Raw genomic sequence first — 26,586 nt, 5'->3', positions numbered from 1 at the left:
ACAACGGAGTGGCCGAACATGGGTGAATCTTTTCCAGCCACCGGTGGTGAGCCGATGGCTAACCCCGGAGATCCCTATGTTCGTCACCGTCTTTTCGAACTACCGCAGTCCCGCGTACCGAGCGAGGAGCACCGTTCGCACGCTGTTCGGCGCGGTCGCCGTCGCGGTCGCGGTCGTCCATCTGCCCGCCGCCTTCGCCGACAGCACCGGCTCCGCCGAAAGCCGATTCCCGGACGCGCTGCGCACCCTCGTCCCGCCGGAGCCGCAACCCCTTCCCGCACTGCGCGGTCCGGCGACCGCCATCGTGGTGCTCGGCTACGGCCTGCTGCCCGACGGAACGATGCGACCGGAGCTGATCGACCGCTTGCACGCCGGATTTGTGCAGGCCCTGCTGGCTCCGGCGTCACCGGTCATCGTCACTGGCGGGAATCCACACAACGGCATCACCGAGGCACAGGCGATGGCGGACTGGCTCATCCGACACGGCATTCCGGCCGAGCGGATCCACCTCGAACCGGACGCGGACTCGACCGTGCAGAACGCCGAACACTCCGCGCGGATCATGCGCGAAATCGGCGCGCAAGATGCGGTGGTGGTCACCTCGGCCGACCATATCGACCGGGCCGTCGGCACGTTCACCGACGCCGGTGTGGACGTGGTCGGCGCGGTGACGCCCGACCAAGTGCCGCGGCTCACTTGGCAATTCGGGCCAGGCCAGTAAAGCTCGACACCGTCTTTTCGGCCAGTAGCAATACAGGAGCAAACATGCGCGACATCGCCGTGAATCCGGCCGATCAGGTCCAGGCACTGGTCAACCATCGGTATCGTTCGACCACGCCCTATGAAGTCGGCCGGGAAAAGATTCGCGAATTCGCCCGCGCCGTTCAGGATTTCCATCCGGCGCACTGGAGTGCGGACGCGGCCGCCGACCTCGGTTTCCCGGGCCTGCTCGCACCGGCCACCTTCTCGTCGATAATCCTGAGTCGGGTGCAGCGGGAAATACTTGACACGCTGATCACCGGCTACCAGCCGACCCGCATATTGCACGCGGATCAGGTGCTCGACATCGGCAGGCCGTTGGTCGCGGGCGACCGGCTGACCTGTGACATCTATTTCGAGTCGTTCCGTCATTTCGCCGACTACGACGTGTTGGCGATCAAGAGCGTACTCATCGATCAGCACGGCGAAACGGTGCAGACCGGTTCGACCGCTCTGCTCGCCAGGACCGGTCCCCAACTCGCCGAAACGGTCCGCGGCATCGCCGTGAACGGCTACGCCCCCGCCCGATCCGGCTCACCGCCCGGCAACCTCGTCCCGTCGACGGCCGACCGGGTGGCTCCGCCGTGCGCGAGCCGGATACCGCGCACCACAGCCGATTTCGATGCGCTCGCCGTCGGCACCGAACTGCCCCGTCGAACTGTGCGGCTGTCTCGCGGTGATCTCATGAACTACGCGGACGTGGTCGGTGACGGTGATCCGGCAGTGTGCAACGAGCAGGCAGCGATGGCGAGCGGCTTGCCGTCGCTTGTCGCGCCCGGCATGCTGAAACTCGGTCTGGCCGCGGCGTTTCTGAGTCCATGGCTGGGCGACCCGGCCGCGGTCACCAGGTTTCGCGCGCAGTTCGCGCACTCCACCCACTCCCTGCGGATCCCGCTGCTGACCACCAGTGCGATCGAATTCCACGGCCGGGTGACCTCGCTCGATCGACGCCGCCGTCGCGCGACCATCGCGATCGACGCGCGATCCGACGGACGCAAGCTCTTCGGCTACGCGGCCGCGGAAGTCCGCTTCCCGCTTGCCGATTGAGTAGTGGCTACACCGCCTGTCCGATTCGCGCACCCGCTTCCGCGGCGCCGAGCAATCCGGTCAGCCGGGCCAGCCTACGGTGCGACTCCAGCCGCGCGGCCCGATCGTAAGTGCTGGTGTGCACCAGGATTTCGTCGGCACCGGTGCTGGTCACCAGGTGCTCCAACTGGTCGGCGACCTCGTCCTCGGTGCCGTGTACGTGGCCGAGCAGCGATTCGTCGAAGATCCTGCGCTCCCGGTCGGTCATGGTCAGCGCCTCGATCTCGGACGGCGGGATCAGCGTCGGAAATTCGCCGCGGGTGCGTGAGTACGCGTTCGACCACGCCTCCGGCAACAACAGTCGGCGCGCCTGCTCTGTGGTGTCGGCGATGACGACCGATCCGGACACCATGACATATGGTTCAGCGCCCCAGGCCGTGGCCTGGAACCCGGCGCGGTAGCGCTCGATCGCCTCGATCATCCGGTCCGTCCCGCCCACCGCGGCGATCACCAGCGGCAGCCCGAAGCGCGCGGCCCGCTCGGCACCCGAGCCGGTCGCCAGCAGGAACGCCGGAATCCGCAGTCCCTCGGCGGGCCAGCCGTGCACGCCGTTTCGGCCGTGGTCGAAATAGTCGAGCAGCTCGGTCAATTGGGCGTCGAAGTCCTCGGCGTCGCGCTTGTCGTGGCCGAGCGCGCGGCGGACCCCGTCTGTGAAGCCGACCGAGCGGCCGAGACCCATGTCGATCCGGCCCGGGTACAGCGATTCCAGCACACCGAACTGTTCGGCCACGATCAGCGGTTGATGGTTGGGCAGCATCACTCCGCCGGTGCCGATCCGGATGCGTTGGGTGGCGGCGGCAGCGGCCGCCGCGAGCACCGTCGGTGCCGACCCGGCCACACCGGGCACGCTGTGATGTTCGGACACCCAGAAACGGTGGTAGCCCCATTCCTCGGCGAGGCGAGCGAACTCGACGGTGTCGCGCAACGCCGCGGGGTGGCTCTGACCGCGCCGGACGCGGGACCGGTCCAGGATGGAGAACCGGACGGAGGGAAGTGCCGAGGTCATATCAGTGTCAACGCGCCGACCGGCCGGTGATTCCGCGCTGCGCCTTCCGTCCCTCCGAGACGACGTCTTCGGTCACTCCGCGATGCCGTCATCGGTCACTCCGTGACGACGTCCTCGCTCACTTCGGTGATGGCAGCTCGAGCGCCTTCGCCAGCACCTGCCAGGCCCGCGGCAGTTCGGCCTCGAAGTCCGGCCAGGTGTGCATGCCCTCGGGCCCGTATTCGACGGTGGCCGGGATGTTCAGCTCGGCCAGCCGGCCGGCGAACCGCTCGGTGCACGACCGGGCGCCGGCCTCCAATGCCGCACCGCCGCCCGCCAGCCGCAGCGCGTCGACGATCGTCGGCGACTGCGCGATGGCCACCAGATCGGCGCCGGTCGGCACGCCGGTGGCCGCCGAGAGGTAGATCGCGGTGCCGCGCAGCGCGGCCGCGCCGAGCAGACTGTCGTGCGCCGCCCATTCCGGTGAAGCCGGTGGGCCCCAGAGGTTTTCGACATTGCCGCCACGCGATGCGACGGTGATCGTGGTGACCGCGCGACCCAGCGGGTCCGCGGTGGAATAGCACCCGCTCATGCCCGCAACGGCGTGATAGCGCCCAGGATGGCGCGCGGCCAGCATCATCGCCGCCTGCGCACCCATCGAGACCCCGGCGATGGCGCGGCGGCCGGAGGACTTCAGCAGCGACTCCACGATCGGCGGCAGTTCGTCGGTGAGGAAGGTTTCCCACCGGTTGAGCCCGAGTGCGGTGTCGTGGCGCACCCAGTCGCTGTACATGCTGCCGGTGCCGCCGCTGGTCAGTACCACGTCCACCGGCTTGTCCGCGAAGAACTCCGCGGCGCCGCCCTTGGTGAGCCAGCCCGAGGTGGCTTCGCCGTCGACGCCATCGAGCAGATACAGCGTCGGGCGTGGCGCCGAGCCGGTGCCACGCAGCACGTCGACCTCGATCACCCGGCGCATGGCCGCCGAGGAAATCCGCAGGTGGTCGCGCTGCGGGCCGACACTCTCGATGGAGAGGAGGCCGGTCCGGGTCATCGACGGGTCGACGGCGGGTGGTGGCCCGCCGGGTACGCCGGGCGTATCCGCCACGGCGGGAACAGCGACCGTCGCGGCGATGAGTGCCATCGCCGCCGCGCTGATCGGCCGCCGGATGCTCATCTCGCTACGGCGGCTCGTTCTGCCTGCCTGGCCGCCACCCGGTCCCGCTGCTCTTCGAATCTCGTTGCCTTCGTGGCCAATTCGTCGAGGTAGGCGGCGAGCTCGTCGCGCGCCCGTTCGCCGTCGCCGGATAGGTCCGTGCGCTCGAAGACATTCCACGCCCGCAGCACCGGCCGCACCACTACGTCCAGGTGCTGACGGAGGTCGTAGATGCCGTGTTTGGCGAGCACCACCGCGTTGCGGCGGAAGTTCGGCTGGGTGAGACCGGGCATCTGGAAGCGCGTGACGATGTCGGTGATGGCACGCAGCGATTCGTTCGGCATCAGATCGAGGGCCGCTGCGCTGATGTTGCGGTAGAAGATCATGTGCAGGTTTTCGTCGGCGGCGATCCGTTGCAGCATACGCTCGGCGATGGGTTCGTCGCATGCGGTTCCGGTGTTCCGGTGACTGATTCTGGTAGCCAGTTCCTGCAAGGTGACATAGGCGACCGAACGCAGGAATTGCTGCCCTTTTTCGGGTTTCGCGATGCCCGTGGTCATATGCGCCATCCGGGCCTGTTCCAGCAGCACCGGGTCGACCGCGCGGGTAACCACCAAATAGTCGCGCATGACGATGGCGTGCCGATTTTCCTCGGCGGTCCAGCGGCCGACCCAGGTGCCCCACACGCCGTCGAGGGAGAACGTCTCCGAGATCTCGCGGTGATAGGACGGCAGATTGTCCTCGGTGAGCAGGTTGGTCACCATAGCGGTCCGGGCCACCTCGGACAGCTTGGATTGGCCCGGCTCCCAATCGATTCCGCCGAGTGCGGCGAAGTTGCGGCCGTCGTCCCACGGCACATAATCGTGCGGGTTCCACGCCTTGGCTTTGCGCAGGTGGTCATTGAGCAAACGTTCGGCGACGGGTTCCAGTTCGCGCAGAATATCGCGATCGGTCAACGCGGTGGTCACACGTACTCCTTGTGCTCGGCGGTAGCGCGGCGCATTCGACAGTAGGGATGAAACGTCAAGCCGAGCGGCCTATTTCATGATCGTTGGCCGAGGTGACCATGGGGGTCCGGACTTGCTGGGCCGGATCACAATCCGCCGCCTCGTCGGGGTCGGCCACGCGGTACAGACCCGGCGATCTGCCCGCGGCGCGGATGCGGTCCAGCAAATCGTGTGTGCGAGCGGCGAGTTCGGGGATGCGGGCGGTGCCGCCGGTGGCGACCACGGCGGTAAGCGGCACCTCGGCGGCCTCACTCAGGATGGCGAGCACATCGGCGGTCATCGCCGGTGCGCCGACGCGGGCGGGCCGGATATCGGACGGCACGAGCACGGTGCCGCCCGCCGCGGACAGCAGCGACAACGCGCGGGAACCGAGCGGGCCGGCCAGCGCGGCCTGCACCCGGCGCAGTTTGCGCCGGGCCGCCACGACGCCCGCACCCGGTCTTCGTTCATCGGGGTGGGCCGGAATACTCAGCGCCACCACCTGATACGCCGGTGCGATCGCGATTCCGGTCTGCGCGGCCAACTCGCCGACCGCATGGCCGCCGAGCAGGGCGGACAGCAAGGTCTGCGCGGCGGTTTGGTGCTCCCTGGCCACCGCGCGATGTTCGTCCACATAGGCGGTCGACGTGGTGACCGTGACCATTTCCAGCACCCGCAGGATCAACTGCGCCCCGGCGACCGCCTCGCCGTCACTGTGTTCGGCGACAAATTCCAAACCAGAACGGATTTCGTCGTGATAGGCGCCGAGCACTGTTTCCAGCGCGACCCCCTCGCGTGCCCATCGCGTTGCGGTGCCTGCGATTTCGGGCGGCCCGGCTATCCGCTGCGGTGGTCGCGGCGCGAGCAACTCTACCGCCGCCGCGACACAATCCCTGGTGGTCGTCGCGACATCACCGATCGGAGCGCCGCCCGCGTGCTGTGCCAAGTAGTCGAGGAGTTTCGACGCCAGACTCTCGGTACTCGAACTGACCTGCATAGCCGTCATGACTCAAGAAGACTAGCGACGATTCGTGATGAAAACGGGATACGATCCACCGAATCAGGGAAGTCATCAGCGGGCACCCCATTCGTTGGGCGAATTCACAAGCACCCGAGTGATTTTCGTTACGTGCAGCCGCCAAACGATCATGATTTCGGTATCGACCGCGTATTCGGCGCACAGGAATTTCGCCCCCGGCGCAGTTCCCCGACCCGCCCAAATAGATTGTGACGCAGCGCCGACCGCGCATTCCGGCGCTGCGTCGAAGTCACCCTAACGCCGCGCGACGGCACCCGGATAGGCACCGGCGCGATCCTCGGGACCAGTCATCGGCGCGACGCGCGCCGACTGGTAAGTTGCACAAACACCGCGTCCCTTCGCAGGCTGCGTGGGGTGTCGCATTGACCGAGAGCGTGCCGGGCAAACCTGTGAGCTGTCCCATCCGATGCGACGAACACCTGTGCAGCGGCCCACACCACGGATACCATCGGGCGCTGCGCCCGTACGGCGACACTGCAGAGTTCGAAGGGCAACACCAGGACATGAGGGAACGAAGTGAGCGAATCATGTGCCAGCGCGCCTCGCGCATGACGAAGCCGAGCGCCAGCGAGGCGCAGTCATGAGCGGTACGCGAGAGAAGCTGGACGAGCTGCGGGGGATCCTGGAGCTCGCCGAGGAACCCGCCGGCGAAACGGGCATCGCGAAACGCAAGGCCAAGGGAATACCTAGTGCACGAGAGCGCGTGCGCGCCCTGCTCGACCCGGGCAGCTTCGTGGAGATCGGCGCGCTGATGCGCCAATCGGCCCAACCGGGCGCGATGTACGGCGACGGCGTGGTTACCGGTCGCGGCTATATCGACGGCAGGCCCGTCGTGGTGATCGCGCACGACCAGACCGTCCACGGCGGCTCGGTCGGTGAGATGTTCGGCCGTAAGGTCGCCGCCGCCATGGAGTTCGCCTACGAGAACGCCTGCCCGGTGGTGGCGATCAACGACTCCGGCGGCGCGCGTATTCAGGACGCGGTGACCTCGCTGGCCTGGTACGCGCTGATGTGCCGACGCCAAGGTGACATGTCGGGATACGTGCCGCAGGTGGCGATCATGCTCGGCAAGTGCGCGGCCGGTTCGGTGTACGCGCCGGTCAATATGGATGTGCTGGTGGCGACCGAGAAGTCGTACATGTTCGTCACCGGTCCCGAGGTCACCAAGGCGGTGACCGGCGCGGACGTGAGCGCGGAGGAGCTCGGCGGCGCGGCGGCCCTGGCCCGCAACGGCACCGTCCACCATGTCGCCCCCGATGAGCAGGCCGCTTTCGACTGGGTGCGTAATTACCTGAGCTACTTGCCGACCAGCTGTCTGGAACAGCCGCCGGTGGTGAATCCGGGGCTGGAGCCCGAGCTGACCAGCCATGACCTCGAACTGAATTCGATCATCCCGGACTCCGACAAGGTCGGCTACGACATGCACGAGATCCTGATCCGGATCTTCGACGACGGCGCCTTCCACGAGATGGCCGCCAGTACCGCGCAGAATCTGATCACCGGTTTCGCCAGGGTCGACGGCCGCAGTGTCGGCGTGGTCGCCAATCAGCCGCAGGTGCTCGGCGGCGCGCTCGACGCGCAATGCTCGGACAAGGCGACACATTTCATCCGGCTGTGCGATGCCTACGGGCTGCCCGTCATCTTCGTCGTCGATACCCCCGGTGTGTTGCCCGGCATCGAGGAGGAACGCAATGGCGTCATCAAGCGCGGCGGTCGCTTCTTCCGCGCGGTGATCGAAGCGACCGTGCCGATCGTGACGGTCGTGACGCGCAAGGCCTATGGCGGCGGTTACGCGGTGATGGGCTGCAAGCAGCTCGGTGCCGATGTCAGTCTGGCCTGGCCGACCGCGCGGATCGCGGTAATGGGCGCGGAGAGCATGGTCGGCATCATCGGGCGTAAGCAACTCGAGGCCACCCCTGTCGATCAGCGTGCCGCGGTGCGAGATCAGATGATCGACTTCTACAACGCCACCATGGCGACGCCGTGGATCGCTGCCGAGCGCGGCTATGTCGATGCGGTGATCGAGCCCGCACAGACCCGACTGGAAATCCGTAAAGCGCTGCGCTTGCTGCGCGACAAAGACACCATGAAAACGAATCCGCGCAAGCACAGCCTCATGCCGGTGTGATCGACCGCACCCGCTTGTGTTGTGTCACAACGTAACCGGCCGTGAGTTATGGAGTGCCCGGCGATCGTCTGCTTGCCGGACGAAGCCGGCTGAAAAGACTTAACGTCGAGGACGTGCCCGGCCGCCGTTTGCCGCGATGTGGTCTGGTACGCGGCGTGCCCGCCTAACCTGTTCCCTACCCTCGTCGGCGGGCACGCCGTACCCGAGGTCAGCTGTGACTGCCCCAGCGCAGATCTACCGTGGCCCACTCCATTTCCCACATCCGTAGGCGGCGACGGTCGAGGGCGCGGCGAAGCGCGAAGTAGCAACCCACCAGGGCGAGCACGACGCCCAACAGGGCTCCGGAGGTGAGCAGCACCGCCTTGCTGAGCGCCTGGTCCGGTGACGGCGGCTCGACGATCCGTCCGGCGCCGTTCAGCCAAATGGTCACTGTCGAACCGGGTTCCACGACGGTGGTCGACTGATAGTCGTCGGTGTGGATGACGCCGTCGGCGTCTTTCCACTCCACTTTGGCGGGCATGATCGGGGCGTACAGCGGCGCCTTGCCGGTTGCCGTCACCGTCGCTTCGACCTGCTGCAGTTTCGCCGTTTCCGCTTGCACCGCAGCGGTTTCGGTGTGATAGACCCGGGCGCCCACCGACATCACCAGCACGGGAACGGCGATCAGGAAGACCAGCGTCAGTGCCGCCGCGACCAGGGTCTGCACTCGATCTTCCCTGCGGCGCATGGGATTACGATCCAGCCCGACGCGGCGGCAGGTCCTGCGGTAGATATTCACCGACTCTGTGGTCATGGCGGTGACTCCTCGGTCCGGAATTCGGTGGTCAGTTCGACGAGGGTGCCGAAGTAGCCCTCGATGAGTTCGGGCAGGCCGTCCGGATCATCACCCGCGGCCCAGGCCTGTAGGGCCGCGATGAGCAAGCCCGCGCCGACCGCCACCGCGGTGGCCGGGCGCAGATCGCGGTCCGGGTCGACGCCGAGCCGGGCGGCGATGATCCGCACCGATTCTCGCTGACCTTCGAGCCGGATGCGCTGATATCCGGCGAACAGCTCGGGTTCGTCCTCGAATCGTTGGAACAGCGCCCACCGCCGGGCCAGCAGCGCGGCTCGTTCGCCGCCGTATTCGGCGGTGAACCAATCGTGGATGGCGTTGTGGTAGGCCAGCAGCGGCGGTTCCGCCGCCGGACGGCGGCGCAGGGCGGCGTTGAACAGGTGGACGTCTTGGTCGACCTCGCCGAGGATGGCGTCCGCGATGGAGGTGAAGTGCCGGCTGAAGGTGCGCCGGGTGACCCCGGCCCGCACCGCGATGTCCTCGACGGCGACCGCGCCCAAACCCCGCTCGGTGAGCAGATCGAAGGCGGCGCGCGAAAGAGCTTCCCGGCTGCGTCTGGTCCGCAGCCTGCGGCCATCGAGATCGACACCGTCGTCGCTCATATCGTCAGTTTACCACCTTATTGTCCCATTGGGACAATACTTCAGGCCCTTCGCTCGCCGGTTTCGGGGCCGGGTGGCAAGGTCGGTCGGCCCCTGCTGCACGCAGCACAGCACGCGGAGCGTCGAGCACTACGGGTATTCGTCTCGATTAGCAGATGCCCAATTCGGCCGAGCCGAATCAGCCTGGGGCACTTGCCCGTCAGGGCTTGGTGCCGGCTGGCTGGTCGAGGATTCGCGGCTGACGGCGGCGCAGCGCCTCCAGCAGGCCGATGGTGTATTCCGGCGGCGCGGCGTGCACCGAAAGTTGGTTGGCGACAGCGCGATACGCGTCCAGGTCGGCTTGCTTGTCCAGGTAGAGGGCGCTGGTGAGCTGTTGCAGGTAGACGATGTCGGGCAGGTCGGCCTCGGCGAAGCGGAGCATGGTGAAGGCGCCGTCGGCGAGGGCGGGTCCGCCGACGTGATCGGCCAGCACCTGGACGGTGATGTGCCGCTTGGCTACGACCCGCAGCAGGTGCTCGATCTGGGCGTTCCACACGGCGGTACCGCCGATCGGACGGCTCAGGGCCGCCTCCTCGACGACCACCCACAGTTGCGGTGGATTCGGCCGGTCCAGGATGCTCTGGCGGCGCATCCGCAGGGCGACGCGGCGCTCGATCACGGGCTGCGGCTCGCCGGAGTGCGCCAGCGACAGCAGCGCCCTGGCGTAGTCGGCGGTCTGCAGCAGCTCGGGCACGGCCCTCGGTTCGTAGGCACGGACCAGCGTGGCCGCCTGCTCCAGGCCGAGATAGGTGTCGTACCACTTGGGCAGCCAGTCGCTGTCGCGGTGCCACCAGCCCGATTCGTTGGCCTGACGCGCCAGCTCCAGGTATTCCTCGCGCTCGACCGGATCGGTGACCCGGTAGAGGTCGAGCAGATCGAGCAGGTCCCGTTCGCGGAAGCCGGTGCGGCCGAGTTCGAGCCTGCTGATCTTCGAGTGCGAGCCGCGAATGGCCGCACCCGCGTCCTCGCGGGTGAGGCCGCAGGATTCACGGAGCTTGCGCAACCTGGCGCCGAGCACCATGCGCAGCACGGTGGGGCCACTCGCCGGAGTCATTGCGGCCAGCGGGGCATCAGTCGACTGTCGCACCTCCGAAGCCCGCATACCTCGAGTTTGCCATGCGTAGCTTGTCTGTTTCTACGGACTAAAGACCCTGTACCGATAACCGACCGCAGGTCCAGTGCCTGCCCAGCGTGCGAGATCGCGGCCGTCGGCATGACTCAGCGGAGCGCGACGTCCGCGGTCGCGCGACCGAACAGCTTGCGGCCGTCACACGTCGCGGTGAGCGCGACGGTGGCGGTCCGGCGTTCCGGATCGAGCGATTTGATCTTGCCGCGGAATTCGATGGCGCTCGCCTTGGTCGCCGCGACCGGCGCGAAACCGGCGAACCGCACGCCGTAACCGGTGACGGCGGCGGGATCACCCAGCCACGAGGTCAGGTAGCCCGCGCCGAGGCCCATGGTGAGCAACCCGTGCGACACCACGTCAGGCAGGCCCGCACTGCGCGCGACCACGTCGCTGAAGTGAATCGGGTTCGAATCACCGGACACCCCAGCGTAATTCACCAGATCGCCACGGGACAGCACCATCGAGCGCGGCGGCAGTTCCATTCCGACGGCGAGCTCGTCGAAACTCGGCACGGTGTGGGGGGTCCGCTGGTGATCGAGCGGGTCGGCCCGCACCGGTTCGTCGAAGCACTCCAGCACGCCCGCGTCCGCGCCGAGCTGTGTCGCGGCATCGTGCCGGTCGGCCGTCGACTGCCCGGTCATGATGACGCCGTCGACGGCGGCCGTCAGCTCCGCGGCGATCGCCACCCCGGTCTGCGCCACGGCGGTCGAGGTCGCGGTCTGCAGCAGTTCTTTGTGCTGATTGGTGAGCACGTTCTTGGTCACCATGAAGTCTTTGTCGCCGAATTGACGGAACGACTCGATATAGGAGACACAATGCAACTGGTCGCCCGCGAGCACCGGGCGGTGCACCTCGATGGACTGTTCGGTCTGCAGCACCTGGCCGATGTCATAGGCCGTGAGCACCGACTCGAACATCTTGCGCTGCATCAACATCAGCACGATCGAGGTGAAGGTCAGCGGCGCGATCAGCGCGTCGTAGCCCAATTCCGCGGCGGCGGACTCGTGCCAGTGCGCCGGATGCTGGTCGTGCACGGCGCGGGCGAACTCCCGGATCTTCTCCCGCCCGACCTCGTAGTGCTCGGTCATCCGGTAGTGCCGCCCCACCAAGGCCATTGCCTGTTCGGACGCGGTGGTAGTGATGTCGTTCATCTGCCTCTTTCGCGAATCCCGGCGTCGAGCTCGCCCGGACCGGCCCACAATACCGAAGCGCTACAGAGTCGGATAGCGCGGGCAGCCGGTCCAGACGCTGCCCGCCCGCCATCGAGGGAAGGGTCGTCCGTCATAGATCGCGACAATCGGGGCAAAATGTAACACCAAGTGTTCAGCTCACTTGACAACTCGCCCGGCGCGCGGCAAACCGTCAGCACTCGTTGGGCGCGGGTACACCGTGCAACCGTTCGTCCAGCCAGAGCATCGCCTCCGGATAACCGAGCCCACCCGCGATGATGTGTTCGCCGAGCACGCTGCGATAGACCGAGGGCACGCCGAGCCGACACTGTTCGTGGTAGAGATTGCGCGCCCCCTCGGCCGGGATCCAAAACTCCTGCTCGCCGTTGTAGATATAGAGCGGCGTAGCCGATTTCATGTCCGCCATCCGGGTCACCCGATAGATCTCCTCGGCGACATCGGACCGCAGCGGGTCGGCGATGTTGGCTGCCACATCGATCGGCAGCATCAGCACGCCGATCGCTCCATAGGTGCTGCCGCACAGGTTCTTCACCGGCGAGGTCGCCACCCACTGCGCCAGATTGTTCATTCGGGCGAGGATTTCCGGGCGCTCCCTGCCGATGCCGAAGACCGCCGCCATGAACACCGCCGACGCGAGATTGCCGTTCATGCTGCGCGCCAGGATCTCGTAGTCCGCGGGTACACCGCCCAGCGCCGCGCCGACGATGACGTCCGCCAATTCCGGTGCGTAACCGTCGATCAGCTTCACCGCGCCGTGCGTGGCGATGGCGCCGCCGGAATAGCCCGCCATGCCGAACCTGCTCGCGCCGAACTCGTCCGGGAACAGGCCGCGCACCGCCCGGATCGAGTCGAGCACCGCGTGGCCGGCGACGTACGGCTCGGCGTAGGCCATCCACGGGCCCTCGTGGTCCGGGATGAGCACCGCGTAGCCGCGCAGAGCCGCGACGTAGCTGGTCGGTGGGATGAAATCGGTGACGCTGGTATCGGGGTTCAACCCGTGCGCCAGCGTGTATCCGGGCGTGCAGCCGCGGCCGAGTGCGTCGATGGGCAGGTTGTTCACCACCACCGGGCGCGGGCCCTGTCCCGGCCAGGCAGCGGCCGGGACGACCAGTGTCGCGGTGGCGTAGGAGGGTCCGCCGTGCGCGTTGGTGGTCCGGTATTTGAGCAGTTGCGCGCGTTGGATCGGCAGCAGCATCAACGGGGCCGTGGTCGCGGTGACGTCCCTGACCTCGATGACCTGTCCCTCGTCGAGCTCCGCCAGGTTCGCGGGCCAGGCATCGAACATCGGATCACCGATGTTCGCGGGCAGCGACGCGTCGCGCAGGGCGACCACCGAGGGCGACAGCGTGGTCGCCTCCCAGATCGGCTCGGTCTGGCGCGGGGCAGGCTCGATCGGCGGCGGCGGGATCACCTGATCGATCAATTCGTGCAGACGAGGCAGCGGGCCGACAGGTGGCGGGAACAGACCGGGTAACTGCGGTAGCTCGGGCAGCCCCGGCAATGCGGGTACCCCCGGCGGGGCAGGCAGCGGCTCGGCGGCCGCCTGCCCCATCGTGCTCGGGCAGACGATCAGCAGTGCCACGGCAATGGCAGGCAAGCATCTCATGGCACACGCCTCTGGGTGCGATGTCGGGTTCGCCTGGCGCCCGGGAGATGTGGCCTTCGGCCCCGTAATGCCCCCTGTCGCACCGAGGCCAGACCGTCAGGCTAACCCGGCGAGTACCCTCCGACGCGGCGAAGCGCCCGAGTTGTGTGTGACACGTGGCCGAACCGCAACAACCGAGCCGAATGCCGCTCGTGGCGAAACAGGTTCGGCCCGGTCGTGGTCGTGCGGTTCAGCAGTTGCTCGGTGCGGGCTCCCCTCGGAAACGGGCGTCGAGCCAGGACAACGCCGCCGGGATGCCGAGCACCGCCGCGGTCAGGTGATCGGGTACCGGGATCTGTTCGGACTGCACCGTCGCCCCGGCCGCGCACCAGCGCCGGTCGGTATTGACCACCGCGTCCACCGGGATCAGTCCGTCGATCGGCGAATGCCATTCGAAGACCGGTGTTTTCGGCACGCCGTCGTACAGTTCCAGGCTGTTCTCCTCCACCACGGCCCGTGCGGTGCTGTCGTTGATCATCGAGGTCGTCTTCGCGAAGTCCAGCGCGCCACGACCAGCACCCGCCGCCAGAATGTCGTTGGTGCAGCTGTTCGCCATCTGCGCGCGGGCGGCGAGACCGCGTTCGTTCAGTTGCTCACTCAGCGGAAAACGCTCGGGATACTCGCGTTCCAGGCCGAGACCGGCCGCCAGCGCCAGCCCGAACACCGGGTGCGCGCCGAGACCGAGGCCCTCCAGCATTTTCACCAGGTTCATCGGCACGCCGCCCATCGCGGCGCCCACGATATCCAGCTCGGGCGCGTACTCCGGGGCAAGCGCGGCGGCCCATGCGGTGGCCATGCCGCCGCCGGAGTAACCCACCATCGCCACCGGGCTCTGCTGCACCTCCAGTTCGGCCACCTGCTTGACCGCGCGGATGCCGTCGAGGGTGATCTGGCCACCCAGCTTCGCCGCGCCGTAGGCGAAATTCGGGCCGAGATGGTCCGGCAGCGCGACGCTCCACCCGCGCTGCAGCAGCACGTTCCAGCCCGGCGCCTCCCGGACGACCAGGTTCGGGTCGCCGGTGTAGAGGACCTTGGAGACCGAGCATTCGGCGCCGAGGCCATTGATGATGTGCTGGAAGGACAGCAGCGGCCCATCCTTGGCGTGCGCCCGCGGGGTGAGCACGGTGGTGGTCGCCGCGATCGGCTTGCCCTCGGAACTGGTGGAACGGAACCGCACCACCGTCACGGTGGTGTCGGGGAAAATCGGCAGCGGCGGCATCACCCGGGTCGCCAGGACATCACCGGGTTTCTTGTCGGCCAGATCCGCCGGAGTCGCGTAGAACGGGTCCGGATCGGGTACGGGATAAAGAGGTGCGCTGTGGCCTGCCCCCGCCATCGTGGCGACGAGCACAAGACCCGCGGCCATTGCGCCGAAAGCGCGGGTCAATCGTCTGCGGGTCGCTCCCCTGCCCATCGAACGTAGGGCCTGACTCATCGATAGGTGCCTCTCGAATGGTCCAACGTTGTGATTCATCCTCGGCAATTTCGCCGACGAGCGGCAGACACCGCATGGATCATGTTGAGAATTCACAAGTTTGGGGCGACCAGTCTGTGACGACTGTGCGCATTCGCTCGTGACACTGCCCGACGAGCGCGACCCGGCCCTGTGACATGTCCAGCCAATAAGAAGTAACGTGTTGCAGCCGGTCCGGCGCCTCTACCTTCACGAAATACCGGCGCGGTTGCCGCGTCCGGCCGGAAGGAGACGGTGGCATGGACGGCACTGTGCGCGAACTGGCGAACCGCGACGATATCGATGAGGAACCGACGCGGCGCGTCACCGTCTACTTCGACGGCCCCACCCCCGACGACGCCCTGGTCCTCGAATACGCGGCCAGCAGCACCGAGGCGTGGGAATTCACCTCCGCCGCGGTGCATGCCGGTCTCACCGTCACCGTGGATGGCAAGGTGCGTCCGGGATTACGCCGACTCCCCTGCCGATCACTGTGGCGCTGAACGTATTTCGCTGACCGCCGAGCGGGTCCCGCGCCGTTCGCGCGGGACTCGGTCAGCCTGCGACGTAGGCGGCGAGATGCTCACCGGTTAGGGTCGAGCGGTCGGCGACGAGGTCCGCAGGGGTGCCCTCGAAGACGATCTTGCCGCCGTCGTGGCCCGCGCCGGGGCCGAGATCGATGATCCAGTCGGCGTGCGCCATCACCGCTTGGTGGTGCTCGATGACGATGACCGACTTGCCGGAGTCCACCAGCCGGTCGAGCAGGCCGAGCAGATTCTCCACATCGGCGAGATGCAGCCCGGTGGTCGGCTCGTCGAGGATGTAGACCCCGCCCTTGTCGGCCATGTGCGTGGCCAGCTTGAGCCGCTGCCGCTCGCCGCCGGACAGCGTGGTGAGCGGCTGGCCGATGGTGAGGTAGCCGAGGCCGACGTCGGCGAGCCGGGAGAGGATGGCGTGCGCGGCCGGAATGCGCGCCTCGCCGTCGCCGAAGAACTTCTCGGCCTCGCTCACCGACATCGCGAGCACCTCGCTGATGTCCCGCCCACCGAAGTGGTACTCGAGTACCGATGCGTCGAATCGCTTCCCCTCGCATACCTCGCACGGGGTTTCCATGCTGGCCATGATGCCCAGGTCGGTGTAGATGACGCCCGCGCCGTTGCAGTTGGGGCAGGCACCCTCGGAATTGGCGCTGAACAGCGCCGGTTTCACACCATTGGCCTTCGCGAACGCCTTGCGGATCGGTTCGAGCAAGCCGGTGTAGGTCGCGGGATTGCTGCGCCGGGAGCCGCGGATGGGTGTCTGGTCGATCGACACCACGCCTTCCGACGCGGGGATGGAACCGTGGATCAGTGAGCTCTTACCGGAACCCGCGACGCCGGTGACGACACAGAGCACCCCGAGCGGGACATCGACGTCGACATTGCGGAGGTTATGCGTGTCCGCGCCGCGGATCCCCAGCTTGCCGGTCGGTTTGCGGACCGTCTTCTTCAGGGTGGCCCGGTCGTCGAGGTGGCGGCCGGTGATGGTGCCACTGGTCCGCAGCCCGTCGACGGTGCCCTCGTAGCAGATGGTGCCACCCGCCGCACCGGCCCCTGGGCCGATGTCGACCACATGGTCGGCGATCGCGATCATCTCCGGCTTGTGCTCCACGACGAGCACCGTGTTGCCCTTGTCCCGCAGCTGCAGCAGCAGCTCGTTCATCCGCTGGATGTCATGCGGGTGCAGGCCCGCGGTGGGCTCGTCGAAGACGTAGGTGACATCGGTGAGCGCCGAGCCGAGATGGCGAATCATCTTGACGCGCTGGGCTTCACCACCGGACAGCGTGCCCGACGGCCGGTCGAGCGAGAGGTAGCCGAGCCCGATCTCCACGAACGAGTCGAGGGTGTGCAGCAGCTTTTCCAGCAACGGCGCGACCGACGGCTCTTTCAAGCCGCGGACCCACTCGGCCAGGTCCCTGATCTCCATCGCGCAGGCATCGGCGATATTGATCTTCTTGATCTTCGAGGTGCGGGCCAGCTCGCTGAGCCGGGTGCCCTCGCATTCGGGACAGACGGCGAAGGTCACCGCCCGTTCGACGAAGGCGCGAATGTGCGACTGCAACGCGTCGACATCCTTGGACAGCATCGACTTCCGAATCTTCGGGATGATGCCCTCGTAGGTCAGGTTGATGCCGTCGACCTTGATCTTGGTCGGCTCCTTGTAGAGCAGATCGTTGAGCTCGCGTTTGTTGAACTTCTTGATCGGCTTGTCCGGGTCGAAGAAGCCACAGCCTGCGAAGATCCGCCCGAACCAACCGTCCATGCTGTAGCCGGGGATGGTCAGTGCGCCCTCGTTGAGCGACTTGGAGTCGTCGTAGAGCTGGGTCAGGTCGATGTCGTTGACCGAGCCTCGGCCCTCGCAGCGCGGGCACATGCCGCCGGTGATGCTGAAGCTGCGGCGCTCCTTCATCGACTTCCCGCCGCGCTCGATCGTGACCGCACCGGCTCCGCTGATCGAGGCGACATTGAAGGAGAACGCCTGCGGCGAACCGATGTGCGGCTTCCCGAGTCGGCTGAACAGGATGCGCAGCATCGCGTTGGCGTCGGTGGCGGTGCCGACCGTGGAGCGCGGGTCGGTGCCCATTCGCTCCTGATCGACGATGATCGCGGTGGTCAGCCCCTCGAGCACGTCGACGTCGGGACGCGCCAGCGTCGGCATGAAACCCTGCACGAAGGTGCTGTAGGTCTCGTTGATCAACCGCTGCGATTCGGCGGCGATCGTACTGAACACCAGCGAGCTCTTGCCCGAACCGGAGACGCCGGTGAACACCGTCAGGCGGCGCTTCGGAATCTCGATGCTGACGTCCTGGAGATTGTTCACCCGCGCGCCGTGCACCCGGATCAGATCGTGGCTGTCGGCAGCGGGCAGCGCGGGCGCTTTCGCGCTCTTCTTCGCGCCGTTCTTCGTGGCCGTGGTCATCGGGGCTCCATCTTCTACATCTAACCTGATCAGTGCTGGTGGACGACGGTCTGGCGATTATTGCGTCCCTTGCGGTACGGCTGCACGAACATGTACAAACCGGTGCCCATGAGCAAGAAGAGCGGCGGCAGCGGCAGATAGAACAGCCACATCGCGGTCTCCGTCAGACCGAGGGCGGCGCCGATGAAAGCGATGACGACGGTCGAGGTGAAGATGATGGACAGTGCGCGGTGCAGCTGCCGGTTGCGCTTGCTCCAAGTCATGATGATCTCCTTTTCTGCGTGTTATTTCGCGGCTACCGCTCGTCCAGTACCTTGCCGTCGACTACCGAGTGGCCGGTGGTCAGCGCCGCTGTCGCCGCTGCCAGCGGGAAGTTCTGCAGTCGGTCCGTGGCGCCCCGCATCGCCTCGGCCGATTCCCAGCGCCAGATGTCGAGGTAGGACCCGTCGTCCTGGCGAATCAAGGTGGCAGCGGTGAACGCCGCGTTCGCCGACCTGATGCCACGGAGCAGCAGCGTGCGCTGCTCGAGCAACTGCGCCAGCTTGCCGGTCACGACGGTGTACCGGTGCGTTCGTACGACTGCCATGGTCGCTTCCTCTCGGCTCAAAGCGGTTTCCCTTACGACTCTTAGTTTTCCGCCACGGCCATCCGCGAACAATGAGCAATCGCGAAACGCCGGTTGCGTCGGGGGTTAACGATCGCGGAGTATGACGGGGTGGAATTGCGTGAAATCGAGATCTTCCTGACCCTGGCCGAGGAATTGCACTTCGGTCGTACTGCGGAGAGGTTGCACATCTCGACGCCGCGCGTAAGTCAGACAATCGCCAAGCAGGAACGGCGAATCGGTGCGCCACTGTTCGAGCGAACCAGTCGCAAGGTGACTTTGACACCGCTCGGCGAACAACTCCGAGACGACCTGCAAGCCGGTTATCGTCGAATTCTCGACGGCGTCGAATCGGCCGCGAACGCCGCGCGCGGTGGCCCGGACACCTTGACGTTGGGCGTGCTCGGTCCGATGTGGCAGGACCTCGCACCGATGACAGCGCTGTTCCGGACCCGTTGTCCGCACGTCGAATTCCGCATGCGCGAGGTGCGGATCGATGAACCGTTCGCGCTGATCCGCAATGGCGATGTCGACGTCGCCCTGCTGGCGATGCCCGTGCGAGAGCCCGATCTCCAGGTCGGGGCCCCGGCGTTCACCGAGCCCATCGTCTTGGTGGTCGGACGTACGCACGAGTTGGCCAGACGCCCCTCGGTCTCGCTGGCCGACCTGGCCGACTACCAGATCCTGCCGTCGGGGTTGCCGATGCCGGACTACTGGGAGGAGTCGTTCTCGCCGGTGCCGCCCGGCGCGCGCGAGCCGGGTGCTCCCCAGCCCACCCGCGAGGAGGTCCTGTGGGCCGTGACCGCCGGAGATGCCGTGGCATTCGCGTGCGGGCAAGCGATCAAGTACTACGACCGCGGTGAGGTCGTGTACATCCCGATCGAGGAGAATCCCACGCTGAGTTGGGGGCTGGTCCACCGCGCCGAGCCGGTCAGCCGGTGGGTGGCTGAGTTCGCCCGCATCGCGGCCGAACTCGGGCCGATCAACCTGACCCTCGACCTCGATCCGTCCGCTCTGCATCGTCTTCGTTCGGTCAGCTAGGGACGTTCGCGAATACGGCGGCGCTGCGACGGGCAGCGCCGCTCGACCGCCGGACCGCTCAGCTCAGCTCTTGGATGCGGATCATGTTGCCCGCGGGATCGCGGAAGGCACAGTCGCGCACGCCGTACGGCTGGTCGGTCGGTTCCTGAACGACCTCGACGTCGCCGGCCTGCACCCGCTCGAATGTGCCGTCGAGATCCTTGGTGGCCAGCAGGATGGAGGCGAAGGTGCCCTTGGCCATCATCTCGGCGATGGTGCGGCGCTCGTCGTCGGTGATGCCGGGGTCGGAGCCCGGCGGGTACAGGACGATCGATGTTTCGGGCTGGTCGGCGGGGCCGACCGTGATCCAGCGCAGCCCGTTGTAGCCGACGTCTTTGCGTACCTCGAAGCCGAGGGTGTCACGGTAGAAGGCCAGCGCGGCCTCCGGATCGTTCTGCGGGAGGAAGCTCGCGAGAATGCTGATGTTCATGGCGCTCACGCTAGCCGCGGCTAGGTGACCTGCGCTTCTCGATTCCTGATCGGTCTGGTCACCTGTTTCGCCACGCAGGACGGCATCCCCGCCGTCGCGAGCGTCGCCGCACGCCGATACACGCTGGGCGACACGCCGACCAACTCGGTAAAGCGCGTGCTGAAGGTGCCGAGCGACTGGCAACCGACCGCGAAACAGACCTCGGTGACGCTGAGATCGCCACGCCGCAGCAGCGCCATCGCCCGCTCGATGCGGCGCGTCATCAGGTAGCCGTACGGCGACTCGCCGTAGGCGAGCCGGAACTGGCGGCTGAGGTGCCCGGCCGACATGTGCGCGTCGCGGGCGAGCGCCTCGACGTCGAGCGGCTGCGCGTACTCCCGGTCCATCCGATCGCGAACGCGGCGCAGCCGTGCGAGATCGCTCAGGCGCTGCTCTTCGCCAGGTCTGCTCGTCACATTCGAAATGGTGCCACGTCGCACCGGCGTTGCCTAGCGCCGCCGACGTCGCACCCCTTCCGGTCCGCTGTGCTAGGTCGGATCCAGCACGCGATGCAGGAACGCCACGGCATCGGGGAGCGCGGCCCGTGCGGCGCCCAGGTGATCGCCGGGGTAGATGTGTGTCTCGAGGTCACTACCCGACAACCGCAGCTCGGCGATCAGTTTGGCGGTCAACGGCGGCGGGACTTCCATGTCGGTCAGTCCCTGACCGACGAACAGCGGAACCGTGTATCCGGAGGTCGGGATCTGCAGCATCGCCCTGGCCGCCGCCACCAGCGCCGGATCGTTCAGTGGTTTGGCCAGCATCTCACCGATCGGGACATCGGCCAGCCGGGCGTTGGCCTCGGTGATGCACTCCGACTCCACTACCCGCAGCGCGTCCTGACCGGTCGGCGTCAGGTAGCTGTCGACATCGAGTTCCGGTGCGCTGGCACGCAATCCGGCCAGCAGCATGGCCACGTAGGCGGGGGTCTTCTCCAGCGGAAGGCGCGGTATCCACGGCCCGGCCAACGGGATGGCGAGCTCGAGGTTCGACGGCGGGCCGGTGGCCGCGGCGCCGCGCAGTTGCAATTCCGGAGCGTCGGCGGGTCCGAGATGCGCGGTGAACAAGGCGGCTTGCGCCCCCTGCGACTGGCCGAGCACCGCCCACCGGGTACCGAGCGAGGGCGCGACCGCCCGTGCCGCGCGGACACCGTCGATCACGCTGCGGGCCTGCGACGGTCCGTCCAGATAGGGATGCGTGCCCGGCGTACCCAGCCCGACGTAGTCCGAGATCACCACCGCGTAGCCCGCCCGCAGCAACTCTGGGTAGAGCGAATCCAGGTAATACACGCGGGGTTCCGTCGTGAAGGCGCACTGATCCGCGATCCCGGTGGTGCCGTGCGCGTAGGCCACGATCGGCCAACCGCCCGGTGGCGGCGGGCCGGGCGGCACGTAGACCGCGCCCGTACTCTGCATCGGCCCGCGCGGCCCGCGCGACCAATAGGTCAGCCGCTCCGCAGTCGCCGCGCCGTCCACCCGGAATCGCCCGGTGAGCTCCGTCAGATTCGTCACCGTTCCCGGTGCTTCGCCCGCCCGCGCCGCCGCCGGTGTTGCCAGCACGACCGCCACCGAGATCACGACCCCAGCCGCCCCCGCCATGATCCGTGTACACATCATCGAACGACTATCCACACCCCGGCGCCCTCACGGCAAGCCACCACAATCAGTGGCCTATACCGGGTGCCACCGGCTGTCGCCCGGACAGGGACGGCTTCGGTTCCGGGCGCGCGGACTGTCGAGGGTACCGGCCGGTCGCTAGGCTCGAAGGTAAGAACGCTCCTCGGTCGGCCCGGGGACGACGCGGAAGGAGCCGGAGTGGGTGACCCGAACCGGCCGGTCCGCAGGCTATGGCGGGCCGGTATGCCAGTTCAGGTCCGGACGACCGCGCTGTTGTGTGCGGTAATACTGCCGACGGCGACCGCATGCGGCTCCGACGCACCGGCGACCGAGCCCACGGCCGCACCGACCACGATGTCCGCGACGCTACCGCCCGCCACTACGCCACCGGGCACCGTGCCGACCGTCGACCCGTACGCCGGGATGCCGCTCATCGACCATGTCGGCTGGACCGAGGCCGTCGACGGACCACGATTGCTCGTCTACCCCACCCAGGCCGGACGGCACACCACCTTTCCCGGCACCGACGAACGCGCGTGGCAGGAGGTGATCGCGCAGTCGCCCGACGCGGACACGCCCGGTATGCGCGACCAATTCGTCTGCCATTGGGCCTGGGCCAGGCTGGTCCAGCCCGACAAACCGAGCTGGAACCTGGAACCCTGGCGTCCCGCGGTCGGCTACCAGGCCACCGTCGAAGCCCGCTGCAATCCGGGTGGTCCCGAACGCTGAGTGCGGACCCACCCCCGACCGAAAGGACCGACGCATGCGCACCGTAATCGCAGGCGGACACGGGAAAATCGCTCTGTTGCTCGCCGACCTGCTCACCCGCCGCGGCGACGAGGTCGTCGCGCTGATCCGCAATCCGGATCATGCCGCCGACGTGACCGCCGTCGGTGCCGAACCGGTTCTGCTCGATCTGGAGCACGCCGACTCGGCGGACCTGCTCGCCACGGTGAAGGGGTCGGACGCAGTGGTTTTCGCGGCGGGCGCGGGCGCCGGTAGCGGCGCCGACCGCAAGTACACGGTCGACCGGGACGGCTCCGTCCGGCTGGCCGACACCGCCGAACGGGCCGGAGTGCGGCGTTTCGTGCAAATCTCCACGATGGGCGCCGGTCAGCCGCCCGCACCTGGGAGCGACGAAGTCTGGGCCGCCTACATCGATGCCAAGACACAGGCCGAAAACGATTTACGCGAGCGCGATCTGGCCTGGACGATCCTGCGGCCGGGCCGTCTCGTCGACTCCGCCGGCACCGGCCTGGTCACCCTGGCCGCGCCACGCGTTCCGCGCGGCGATATCGCCCGCGCCGACGTCGCGGCCGTGCTCGCCGAACTACTGCCCGCGACGCACACGGCGGGCGCCACCCTCGAGCTCGTCTCCGGCGACACGGCGATCAGCCGGGCGGTGGCCGAGCTCGCCGACCGCGCCGCATCGGATGGTGCAGCCCCTCTTGCCGATTGACCTTCACGTTCTCGATGGGAGAGAGCAACCTTGTTCAGCCGCATCGTATCCATGAAGATCCGTGAGGGATCGCGCGCCGAGTTCCTCGATGCCATCTCGCGCAGCGCGCTGTCCGCACTGCGTGACGAACCGGGTTGTCTGCGCTTCGACGTCTGTGCCGACCGCGTCGATCCGCACCGATTCTTCCTCTACCAGCTGTATACCGATGACGAGGCCGCCGAGGCGCACCGCTTCACCGAACATTTTCTGGCCATGCGCGCGGCGGCTGAGCGGTTTGTCGAGCCAGGCACCCAGATTCACTACAGCACAGACGTTCTTTTCGCCAACTGATCCTCTTATCGGAACGTGGCGTCAGCAAACATTCAGACGCCTAATCCCGCACGTGCGCTTGCAAATCGATCGTGCAGATGTACTTGCATCTGAAAGGTACGGAGTCCTAAACTCAGTCCCGCAACGCTTTATAGGGGACAACCAGGGGAGGCCGCATGGGCGAGCCGAAGGCCGAAGTCGCCGTGGGTCCGCCGCCGCCAAACGTCAAGGGCGTTCTGATGAACCAACCACTTTCCGGCGGCCGGCTCGGAATAGCCGACGCCGCACTGGTCGACCAGCCAGCGAACGGTATAAAAATGAGCACACCGTCGGCCCGAAGTGGCCACAGGAACACCGCGTACTCGCGGGAAACCGCCGTCGCGTTCGTCATCGATGCCGTCGAGTCCAAAGGTGCGGCCACCCGGCACGATTTCGATATCGACCGGATCGTCACCACCGCACACGATGTGGTCGACGACTGGGACTTCCACACACTGCAGCCGTCGACGTTCTGGCGGATAGCGTCCAGCTTTATCAAGCAGTGATACTTCCGGGCATCCCGGTGTCCGGTAGACGCCGAATTGCCTTGTACCGCAAGCCTTGAGCCAACTTGCTCCACTGGCGATGATCTACCCTCGGGCGCAGGGCTTGCGGTACAAGGCACTGAGGCGGCGAAGGGCGTCGAGCCGCCCGATGATGCTCGCACCGAAATACCTGGTGCGCGTACTGAATTGACTCGCGCCTGCGTTGAATGATCTCGCGCCCGCGCCGAATTATCGAGTGGCCGTGTCGAATTGGCGCTCGATGCCCGCCCCGAATCGGCCAGCGCCGACGACCATGGATCCTGCGGTGTCACCGGCAGCGAGTGCCGTCGGACTCCCCCACCGAATCGTCCTGCGGCATAGGCTCGCACTTCCCTGCTCGCCCCACAGCCTCTCGGCTCCCGGTTCGGCACCGGTGTGTACGGCAGCCCATTCTCGGCCGACCATAGCGCCATCAGACGCCGCGAATCACGCGGCAGCCCAGACGAATCCTCGCCCTCGGCGAAATTGTGGCGCACAGCGCCTGAACATCCCCGTACCGCGCAGTGAGACACGGATCGCGTTCCAGTACACCACGGCCGACTTCGTGACGCGTGGTGTCCTGGTTGTTCATCGGTATCGACGGGTGCCGACATGATCCCCTCACCGGGTGATCAGTAACCTTCGGCGTACCTACCGAGGATCTCGATCGACTTCTCCGGCCGTTCGGCCTGGACGCTCAATCGGTCCATGACCGACAGGTACAGCGCGAGGTCTTGCCGGCGATCCAGATATAGCGCACTCGTCAGGTGTTCGAGATACACGATGTCCGGCAGCTCGGGCTCGGCGAAGCGCAAGATGCTGAACGAGCTGCCCGCGGCGGCGTGTTCCCCCGCCGAGTAAGGCAGCACCTGGACCGTCACGTTCGGCAGTTTGGCCAACCGCATCAGATGTTCCATCTGTTCGCGGTGCACCCGCGGCCCGCCGACCGGCCGATGCAACGCAGCCTCATCGATCACTGCCCAGACGATCGGCGGATCCGACCGATGCAGAATCTCTTGCCTGCGTTGCCGCACCTGGACCCGCCGATCGGTGTCGGCGTCCTCATACCCCAGCGCCACCACTGCCCTGGCGTATTCGGGGGTTTGCAGCAGTCCAGGAACAAGATGCGCCTCGTAGGTACGAATCTTGCTCGCCGCCTGCTCGAGGCCGAGGTAGGTGCCGAACCACTGCGGCAGCAGATCGCTGTAGCGATGCCACCAACCGGGCTCGTTCGCCTGCCTGGCCAGATCGAGAAACCGCTCCCGCTCTTCGGCCTCGTCGACGCCGTACAGCGTCAGCAGGTCCCGGATGTCACGTTCTTTGAAACCGGTGCGGCCCAACTCGAGACGACTGATCTTCGCATGCGACCCACGGATGGCATCGCCCGCTGCCTCGCGGGTGATGCCTTTCGCCTCCCGGAGCCTGCGCAACTGACCGCCCAGTGCGATGCGCAGCACTGTCGGACCACGTTCCGCGACAACGGAATGCAGCTGACCATCGTCATCGGGTTCAGCGATCATTGAGTTCGTCTCCGATACTCGGGGGTTGCCCACAGTGTGTCACAACCACCTGTCGCGAAACACACCGCACCGATCGCTTATGTTACCGCTCAACTCGTCAGATAGTCGAACTCCCCGGCCTTCGCGCCGCGGACGAACGCATCGATTTCCGGGCGGGTGTAGAAGAGCACGCCGCCTTCCGGATCCCGCGAGTTCCGTACAGCTACCTGGCCGTTGGTCGCCTCGGCGACTTCGACGCAGTTCCCGCTCGGGTTGCTGTAGGTGCTCTTGCGCCAGGTACCGGTGATCTTGTTGGTGGATGTATCCGACATTTTTCCCCACTCCTCGGTTACGCCAGTTTTGGATGAACAGTTCGTGCATATGCACGCTCAAACGTTCTTGCATTTGCACCAACACTTTGGACGATAGCACGAAGTTCGCCCCTGCGCCCCTACTAATTCGGACCATCCGGTTCGGGATGTGACGCACGAGTGTTTCGCCACCGAACCGGCTGCTCAGCTCGCTGATCACGCCCTCCGACAGACGCGAATCCGGTACTACACAAGGCAGATCGGAGGTTCCAATCGTTCGCGACAGCCCTGCTCCGCACCCGCGCAGCGCGTCGTCACCCGCGTCCCGAGACGCCCGGGCATGCCCGAAAAGCGACAGCAGACCCCGTGATCCGGACATACATCCCGCGCTCCGCGCGCATCCCGCACTACTGGATGGGCGGCAACGACTTCGGCACTGCCGGCCGACCACGCGGAACACGCACGAAGTCGCTTAGGCCGCGACACCGGTGTCGAAAGTTGTACATAGGCAACGACCCCGATGGGACTCACCCCGTCAAGGGCCCTACCGCCCAACACCCGAAAGCGTGGCCACACATATAGGCTGCCGGCCACACCGCCACCGAGCGCATCGTCGCCGCGAGCGCGTCGCCGCGAAGGGACGTTGCCGAACTTCCGACCAACCGATCACGTCATGTTCATGAGCGTCCTCGGCC

Annotated in this window: 27 protein-coding genes; 9 read left to right on the top strand and 18 right to left on the bottom strand. The window is 66.8% G+C overall.

Translation table 11 applies throughout. The features are described from left to right. Positions 1–76 precede the first annotated feature (76 nt). A complete protein-coding gene (locus KV110_RS20485) occupies positions 77–721 on the top strand; it encodes a YdcF family protein (protein WP_218478020.1) in 645 nt (214 codons plus the stop codon). A 44-nt stretch (positions 722–765) separates the two neighbouring features. Further along, positions 766–1,806 (top strand): fused (3R)-hydroxyacyl-ACP dehydratase subunits HadA/HadB, encoded by a 1,041-nt coding sequence (locus tag KV110_RS20480; RefSeq protein ID WP_218478019.1) that lies wholly within the window; start codon positions 766–768, stop codon positions 1,804–1,806. A gap of 7 nt (positions 1,807–1,813) precedes the next feature. Here KV110_RS20480 and KV110_RS20475 read toward each other — a convergent pair whose 3' ends face one another. The 4 genes from KV110_RS20475 to KV110_RS20460 all read right to left on the bottom strand — a co-directional run bounded on the left by KV110_RS20475 (position 1,814) and on the right by KV110_RS20460 (position 5,975). Next, on the bottom strand, positions 1,814–2,851 hold the full coding sequence (locus KV110_RS20475; RefSeq protein ID WP_218478017.1) for an LLM class flavin-dependent oxidoreductase: 1,038 nt from the start codon (positions 2,849–2,851) through the stop codon (positions 1,814–1,816). A 118-nt stretch (positions 2,852–2,969) separates the two neighbouring features. Next, complete coding sequence (locus KV110_RS20470; protein WP_218478015.1) at positions 2,970–4,004, bottom strand: alpha/beta hydrolase; 1,035 nt, start codon at positions 4,002–4,004, stop codon at positions 2,970–2,972. Then, the gene (locus KV110_RS20465; RefSeq protein ID WP_218478013.1) at positions 4,001–4,951 is read right to left on the bottom strand and encodes an acyl-ACP desaturase; all 951 of its coding nucleotides are present in this window, start codon (positions 4,949–4,951) and stop codon (positions 4,001–4,003) included. Before KV110_RS20465 ends, KV110_RS20470 begins: the two co-directional genes overlap by 4 nt. 55 nt (positions 4,952–5,006) lie before the next feature. Further along, positions 5,007–5,975, bottom strand: a complete 969-nt coding sequence (locus tag KV110_RS20460; protein ID WP_246634665.1) for an RsbRD N-terminal domain-containing protein — start codon at positions 5,973–5,975, stop codon at positions 5,007–5,009. 613 nt (positions 5,976–6,588) lie between these two features. Here KV110_RS20460 and KV110_RS20455 point away from each other — a divergent pair. Further along, the gene (locus KV110_RS20455; protein ID WP_218478011.1) at positions 6,589–8,136 is read left to right on the top strand and encodes an acyl-CoA carboxylase subunit beta; all 1,548 of its coding nucleotides are present in this window, start codon (positions 6,589–6,591) and stop codon (positions 8,134–8,136) included. Positions 8,137–8,344: 208 nt separating this feature from the next. On the opposite strand, the gene KV110_RS20450 is transcribed toward KV110_RS20455, so the two are convergent. The 6 genes from KV110_RS20450 to KV110_RS20425 form a co-directional block, all read right to left on the bottom strand. Further along, the gene (locus KV110_RS20450; RefSeq protein WP_218478009.1) at positions 8,345–8,929 is read right to left on the bottom strand and encodes an Rv1733c family protein; all 585 of its coding nucleotides are present in this window, start codon (positions 8,927–8,929) and stop codon (positions 8,345–8,347) included. Next, positions 8,926–9,570 (bottom strand): TetR/AcrR family transcriptional regulator, encoded by a 645-nt coding sequence (locus tag KV110_RS20445; protein WP_218478007.1) that lies wholly within the window; start codon positions 9,568–9,570, stop codon positions 8,926–8,928. The genes KV110_RS20450 and KV110_RS20445 overlap by 4 nt, the downstream gene beginning before the upstream one ends. A gap of 199 nt (positions 9,571–9,769) precedes the next feature. Next, positions 9,770–10,711: a helix-turn-helix domain-containing protein gene (locus tag KV110_RS20440; RefSeq protein ID WP_218478005.1), complete on the bottom strand. Its 942-nt coding sequence runs from the start codon at positions 10,709–10,711 to the stop codon at positions 9,770–9,772. Between the two features lie 116 nt (positions 10,712–10,827). After that, positions 10,828–11,886, bottom strand: coding sequence for a fused (3R)-hydroxyacyl-ACP dehydratase subunits HadA/HadB (locus KV110_RS20435; protein ID WP_218478004.1), 1,059 nt, complete (start codon positions 11,884–11,886; stop codon positions 10,828–10,830). A gap of 211 nt (positions 11,887–12,097) precedes the next feature. Beyond that, complete coding sequence (locus tag KV110_RS20430) at positions 12,098–13,531, bottom strand: lipase family protein (RefSeq protein WP_218478003.1); 1,434 nt, start codon at positions 13,529–13,531, stop codon at positions 12,098–12,100. Between the two features lie 229 nt (positions 13,532–13,760). Further along, entirely contained in the window at positions 13,761–14,984 is a 1,224-nt protein-coding gene (locus KV110_RS20425) for a lipase family protein (RefSeq protein WP_393539687.1), read from the bottom strand. A 299-nt stretch (positions 14,985–15,283) separates the two neighbouring features. Between KV110_RS20425 and KV110_RS20420 the strand changes: the two genes are divergently transcribed. Continuing rightward, on the top strand, positions 15,284–15,526 hold the full coding sequence (locus tag KV110_RS20420) for a hypothetical protein (protein WP_218478002.1): 243 nt from the start codon (positions 15,284–15,286) through the stop codon (positions 15,524–15,526). Positions 15,527–15,578: 52 nt separating this feature from the next. Here the strand turns inward: KV110_RS20420 and KV110_RS20415 are convergent, their stop codons facing one another. From KV110_RS20415 to KV110_RS20405, 3 genes are read right to left on the bottom strand one after another with little or no spacing between them, the layout of a single operon-like run. Beyond that, positions 15,579–17,981, bottom strand: coding sequence for an ATP-binding cassette domain-containing protein (locus KV110_RS20415; protein WP_218478001.1), 2,403 nt, complete (start codon positions 17,979–17,981; stop codon positions 15,579–15,581). Positions 17,982–18,010: 29 nt separating this feature from the next. After that, a complete protein-coding gene (locus KV110_RS20410) occupies positions 18,011–18,244 on the bottom strand; it encodes a hypothetical protein (protein ID WP_218478000.1) in 234 nt (77 codons plus the stop codon). A gap of 32 nt (positions 18,245–18,276) precedes the next feature. Continuing rightward, complete coding sequence (locus KV110_RS20405) at positions 18,277–18,567, bottom strand: hypothetical protein (RefSeq protein WP_218477999.1); 291 nt, start codon at positions 18,565–18,567, stop codon at positions 18,277–18,279. Between the two features lie 129 nt (positions 18,568–18,696). Here KV110_RS20405 and KV110_RS20400 point away from each other — a divergent pair, with 129 nt between their 5' ends. Further along, on the top strand, positions 18,697–19,626 hold the full coding sequence (locus tag KV110_RS20400) for a LysR family transcriptional regulator (protein WP_218477998.1): 930 nt from the start codon (positions 18,697–18,699) through the stop codon (positions 19,624–19,626). Between the two features lie 58 nt (positions 19,627–19,684). Here KV110_RS20400 and KV110_RS20395 read toward each other — a convergent pair whose 3' ends face one another. The 3 genes from KV110_RS20395 to KV110_RS20385 form a co-directional block, all read right to left on the bottom strand. Next, a complete protein-coding gene (locus KV110_RS20395; RefSeq protein WP_218477996.1) occupies positions 19,685–20,095 on the bottom strand; it encodes a VOC family protein in 411 nt (136 codons plus the stop codon). Positions 20,096–20,115: 20 nt separating this feature from the next. Further along, on the bottom strand, positions 20,116–20,550 hold the full coding sequence (locus tag KV110_RS20390; RefSeq protein ID WP_218477994.1) for a helix-turn-helix transcriptional regulator: 435 nt from the start codon (positions 20,548–20,550) through the stop codon (positions 20,116–20,118). Between the two features lie 72 nt (positions 20,551–20,622). After that, entirely contained in the window at positions 20,623–21,750 is a 1,128-nt protein-coding gene (locus KV110_RS20385) for a lipase family protein (protein ID WP_246634664.1), read from the bottom strand. A 198-nt stretch (positions 21,751–21,948) separates the two neighbouring features. Here KV110_RS20385 and KV110_RS20380 point away from each other — a divergent pair, with 198 nt between their 5' ends. The 4 genes from KV110_RS20380 to KV110_RS20365 all read left to right on the top strand — a co-directional run bounded on the left by KV110_RS20380 (position 21,949) and on the right by KV110_RS20365 (position 24,063). Further along, positions 21,949–22,479 (top strand): DUF2599 domain-containing protein, encoded by a 531-nt coding sequence (locus tag KV110_RS20380; RefSeq protein ID WP_246634663.1) that lies wholly within the window; start codon positions 21,949–21,951, stop codon positions 22,477–22,479. Positions 22,480–22,513: 34 nt separating this feature from the next. Next, positions 22,514–23,209, top strand: coding sequence for an SDR family oxidoreductase (locus KV110_RS20375; protein WP_218477992.1), 696 nt, complete (start codon positions 22,514–22,516; stop codon positions 23,207–23,209). 51 nt (positions 23,210–23,260) lie between these two features. Continuing rightward, a complete protein-coding gene (locus tag KV110_RS20370; RefSeq protein WP_246634662.1) occupies positions 23,261–23,539 on the top strand; it encodes a putative quinol monooxygenase in 279 nt (92 codons plus the stop codon). 296 nt (positions 23,540–23,835) lie between these two features. Further along, entirely contained in the window at positions 23,836–24,063 is a 228-nt protein-coding gene (locus KV110_RS20365; protein WP_246634661.1) for a hypothetical protein, read from the top strand. Positions 24,064–24,713: 650 nt separating this feature from the next. Here the strand turns inward: KV110_RS20365 and KV110_RS20360 are convergent. Together KV110_RS20360 and KV110_RS20355 are read right to left on the bottom strand one after the other, a co-directional pair. After that, complete coding sequence (locus KV110_RS20360) at positions 24,714–25,601, bottom strand: helix-turn-helix domain-containing protein (protein WP_218477990.1); 888 nt, start codon at positions 25,599–25,601, stop codon at positions 24,714–24,716. Positions 25,602–25,690: 89 nt separating this feature from the next. Then, entirely contained in the window at positions 25,691–25,912 is a 222-nt protein-coding gene (locus tag KV110_RS20355; RefSeq protein WP_218477989.1) for a DUF397 domain-containing protein, read from the bottom strand. Between the last annotated feature and the right edge of the window lie 674 nt (positions 25,913–26,586).

This window comes from Nocardia iowensis, from assembly GCF_019222765.1.
GTDB classification, from domain to species: domain Bacteria; phylum Actinomycetota; class Actinomycetes; order Mycobacteriales; family Mycobacteriaceae; genus Nocardia; species Nocardia iowensis.
Note: the sequence above shows the minus strand (reverse complement) of the source record. Positions and strands in the feature narration are given on the sequence as shown.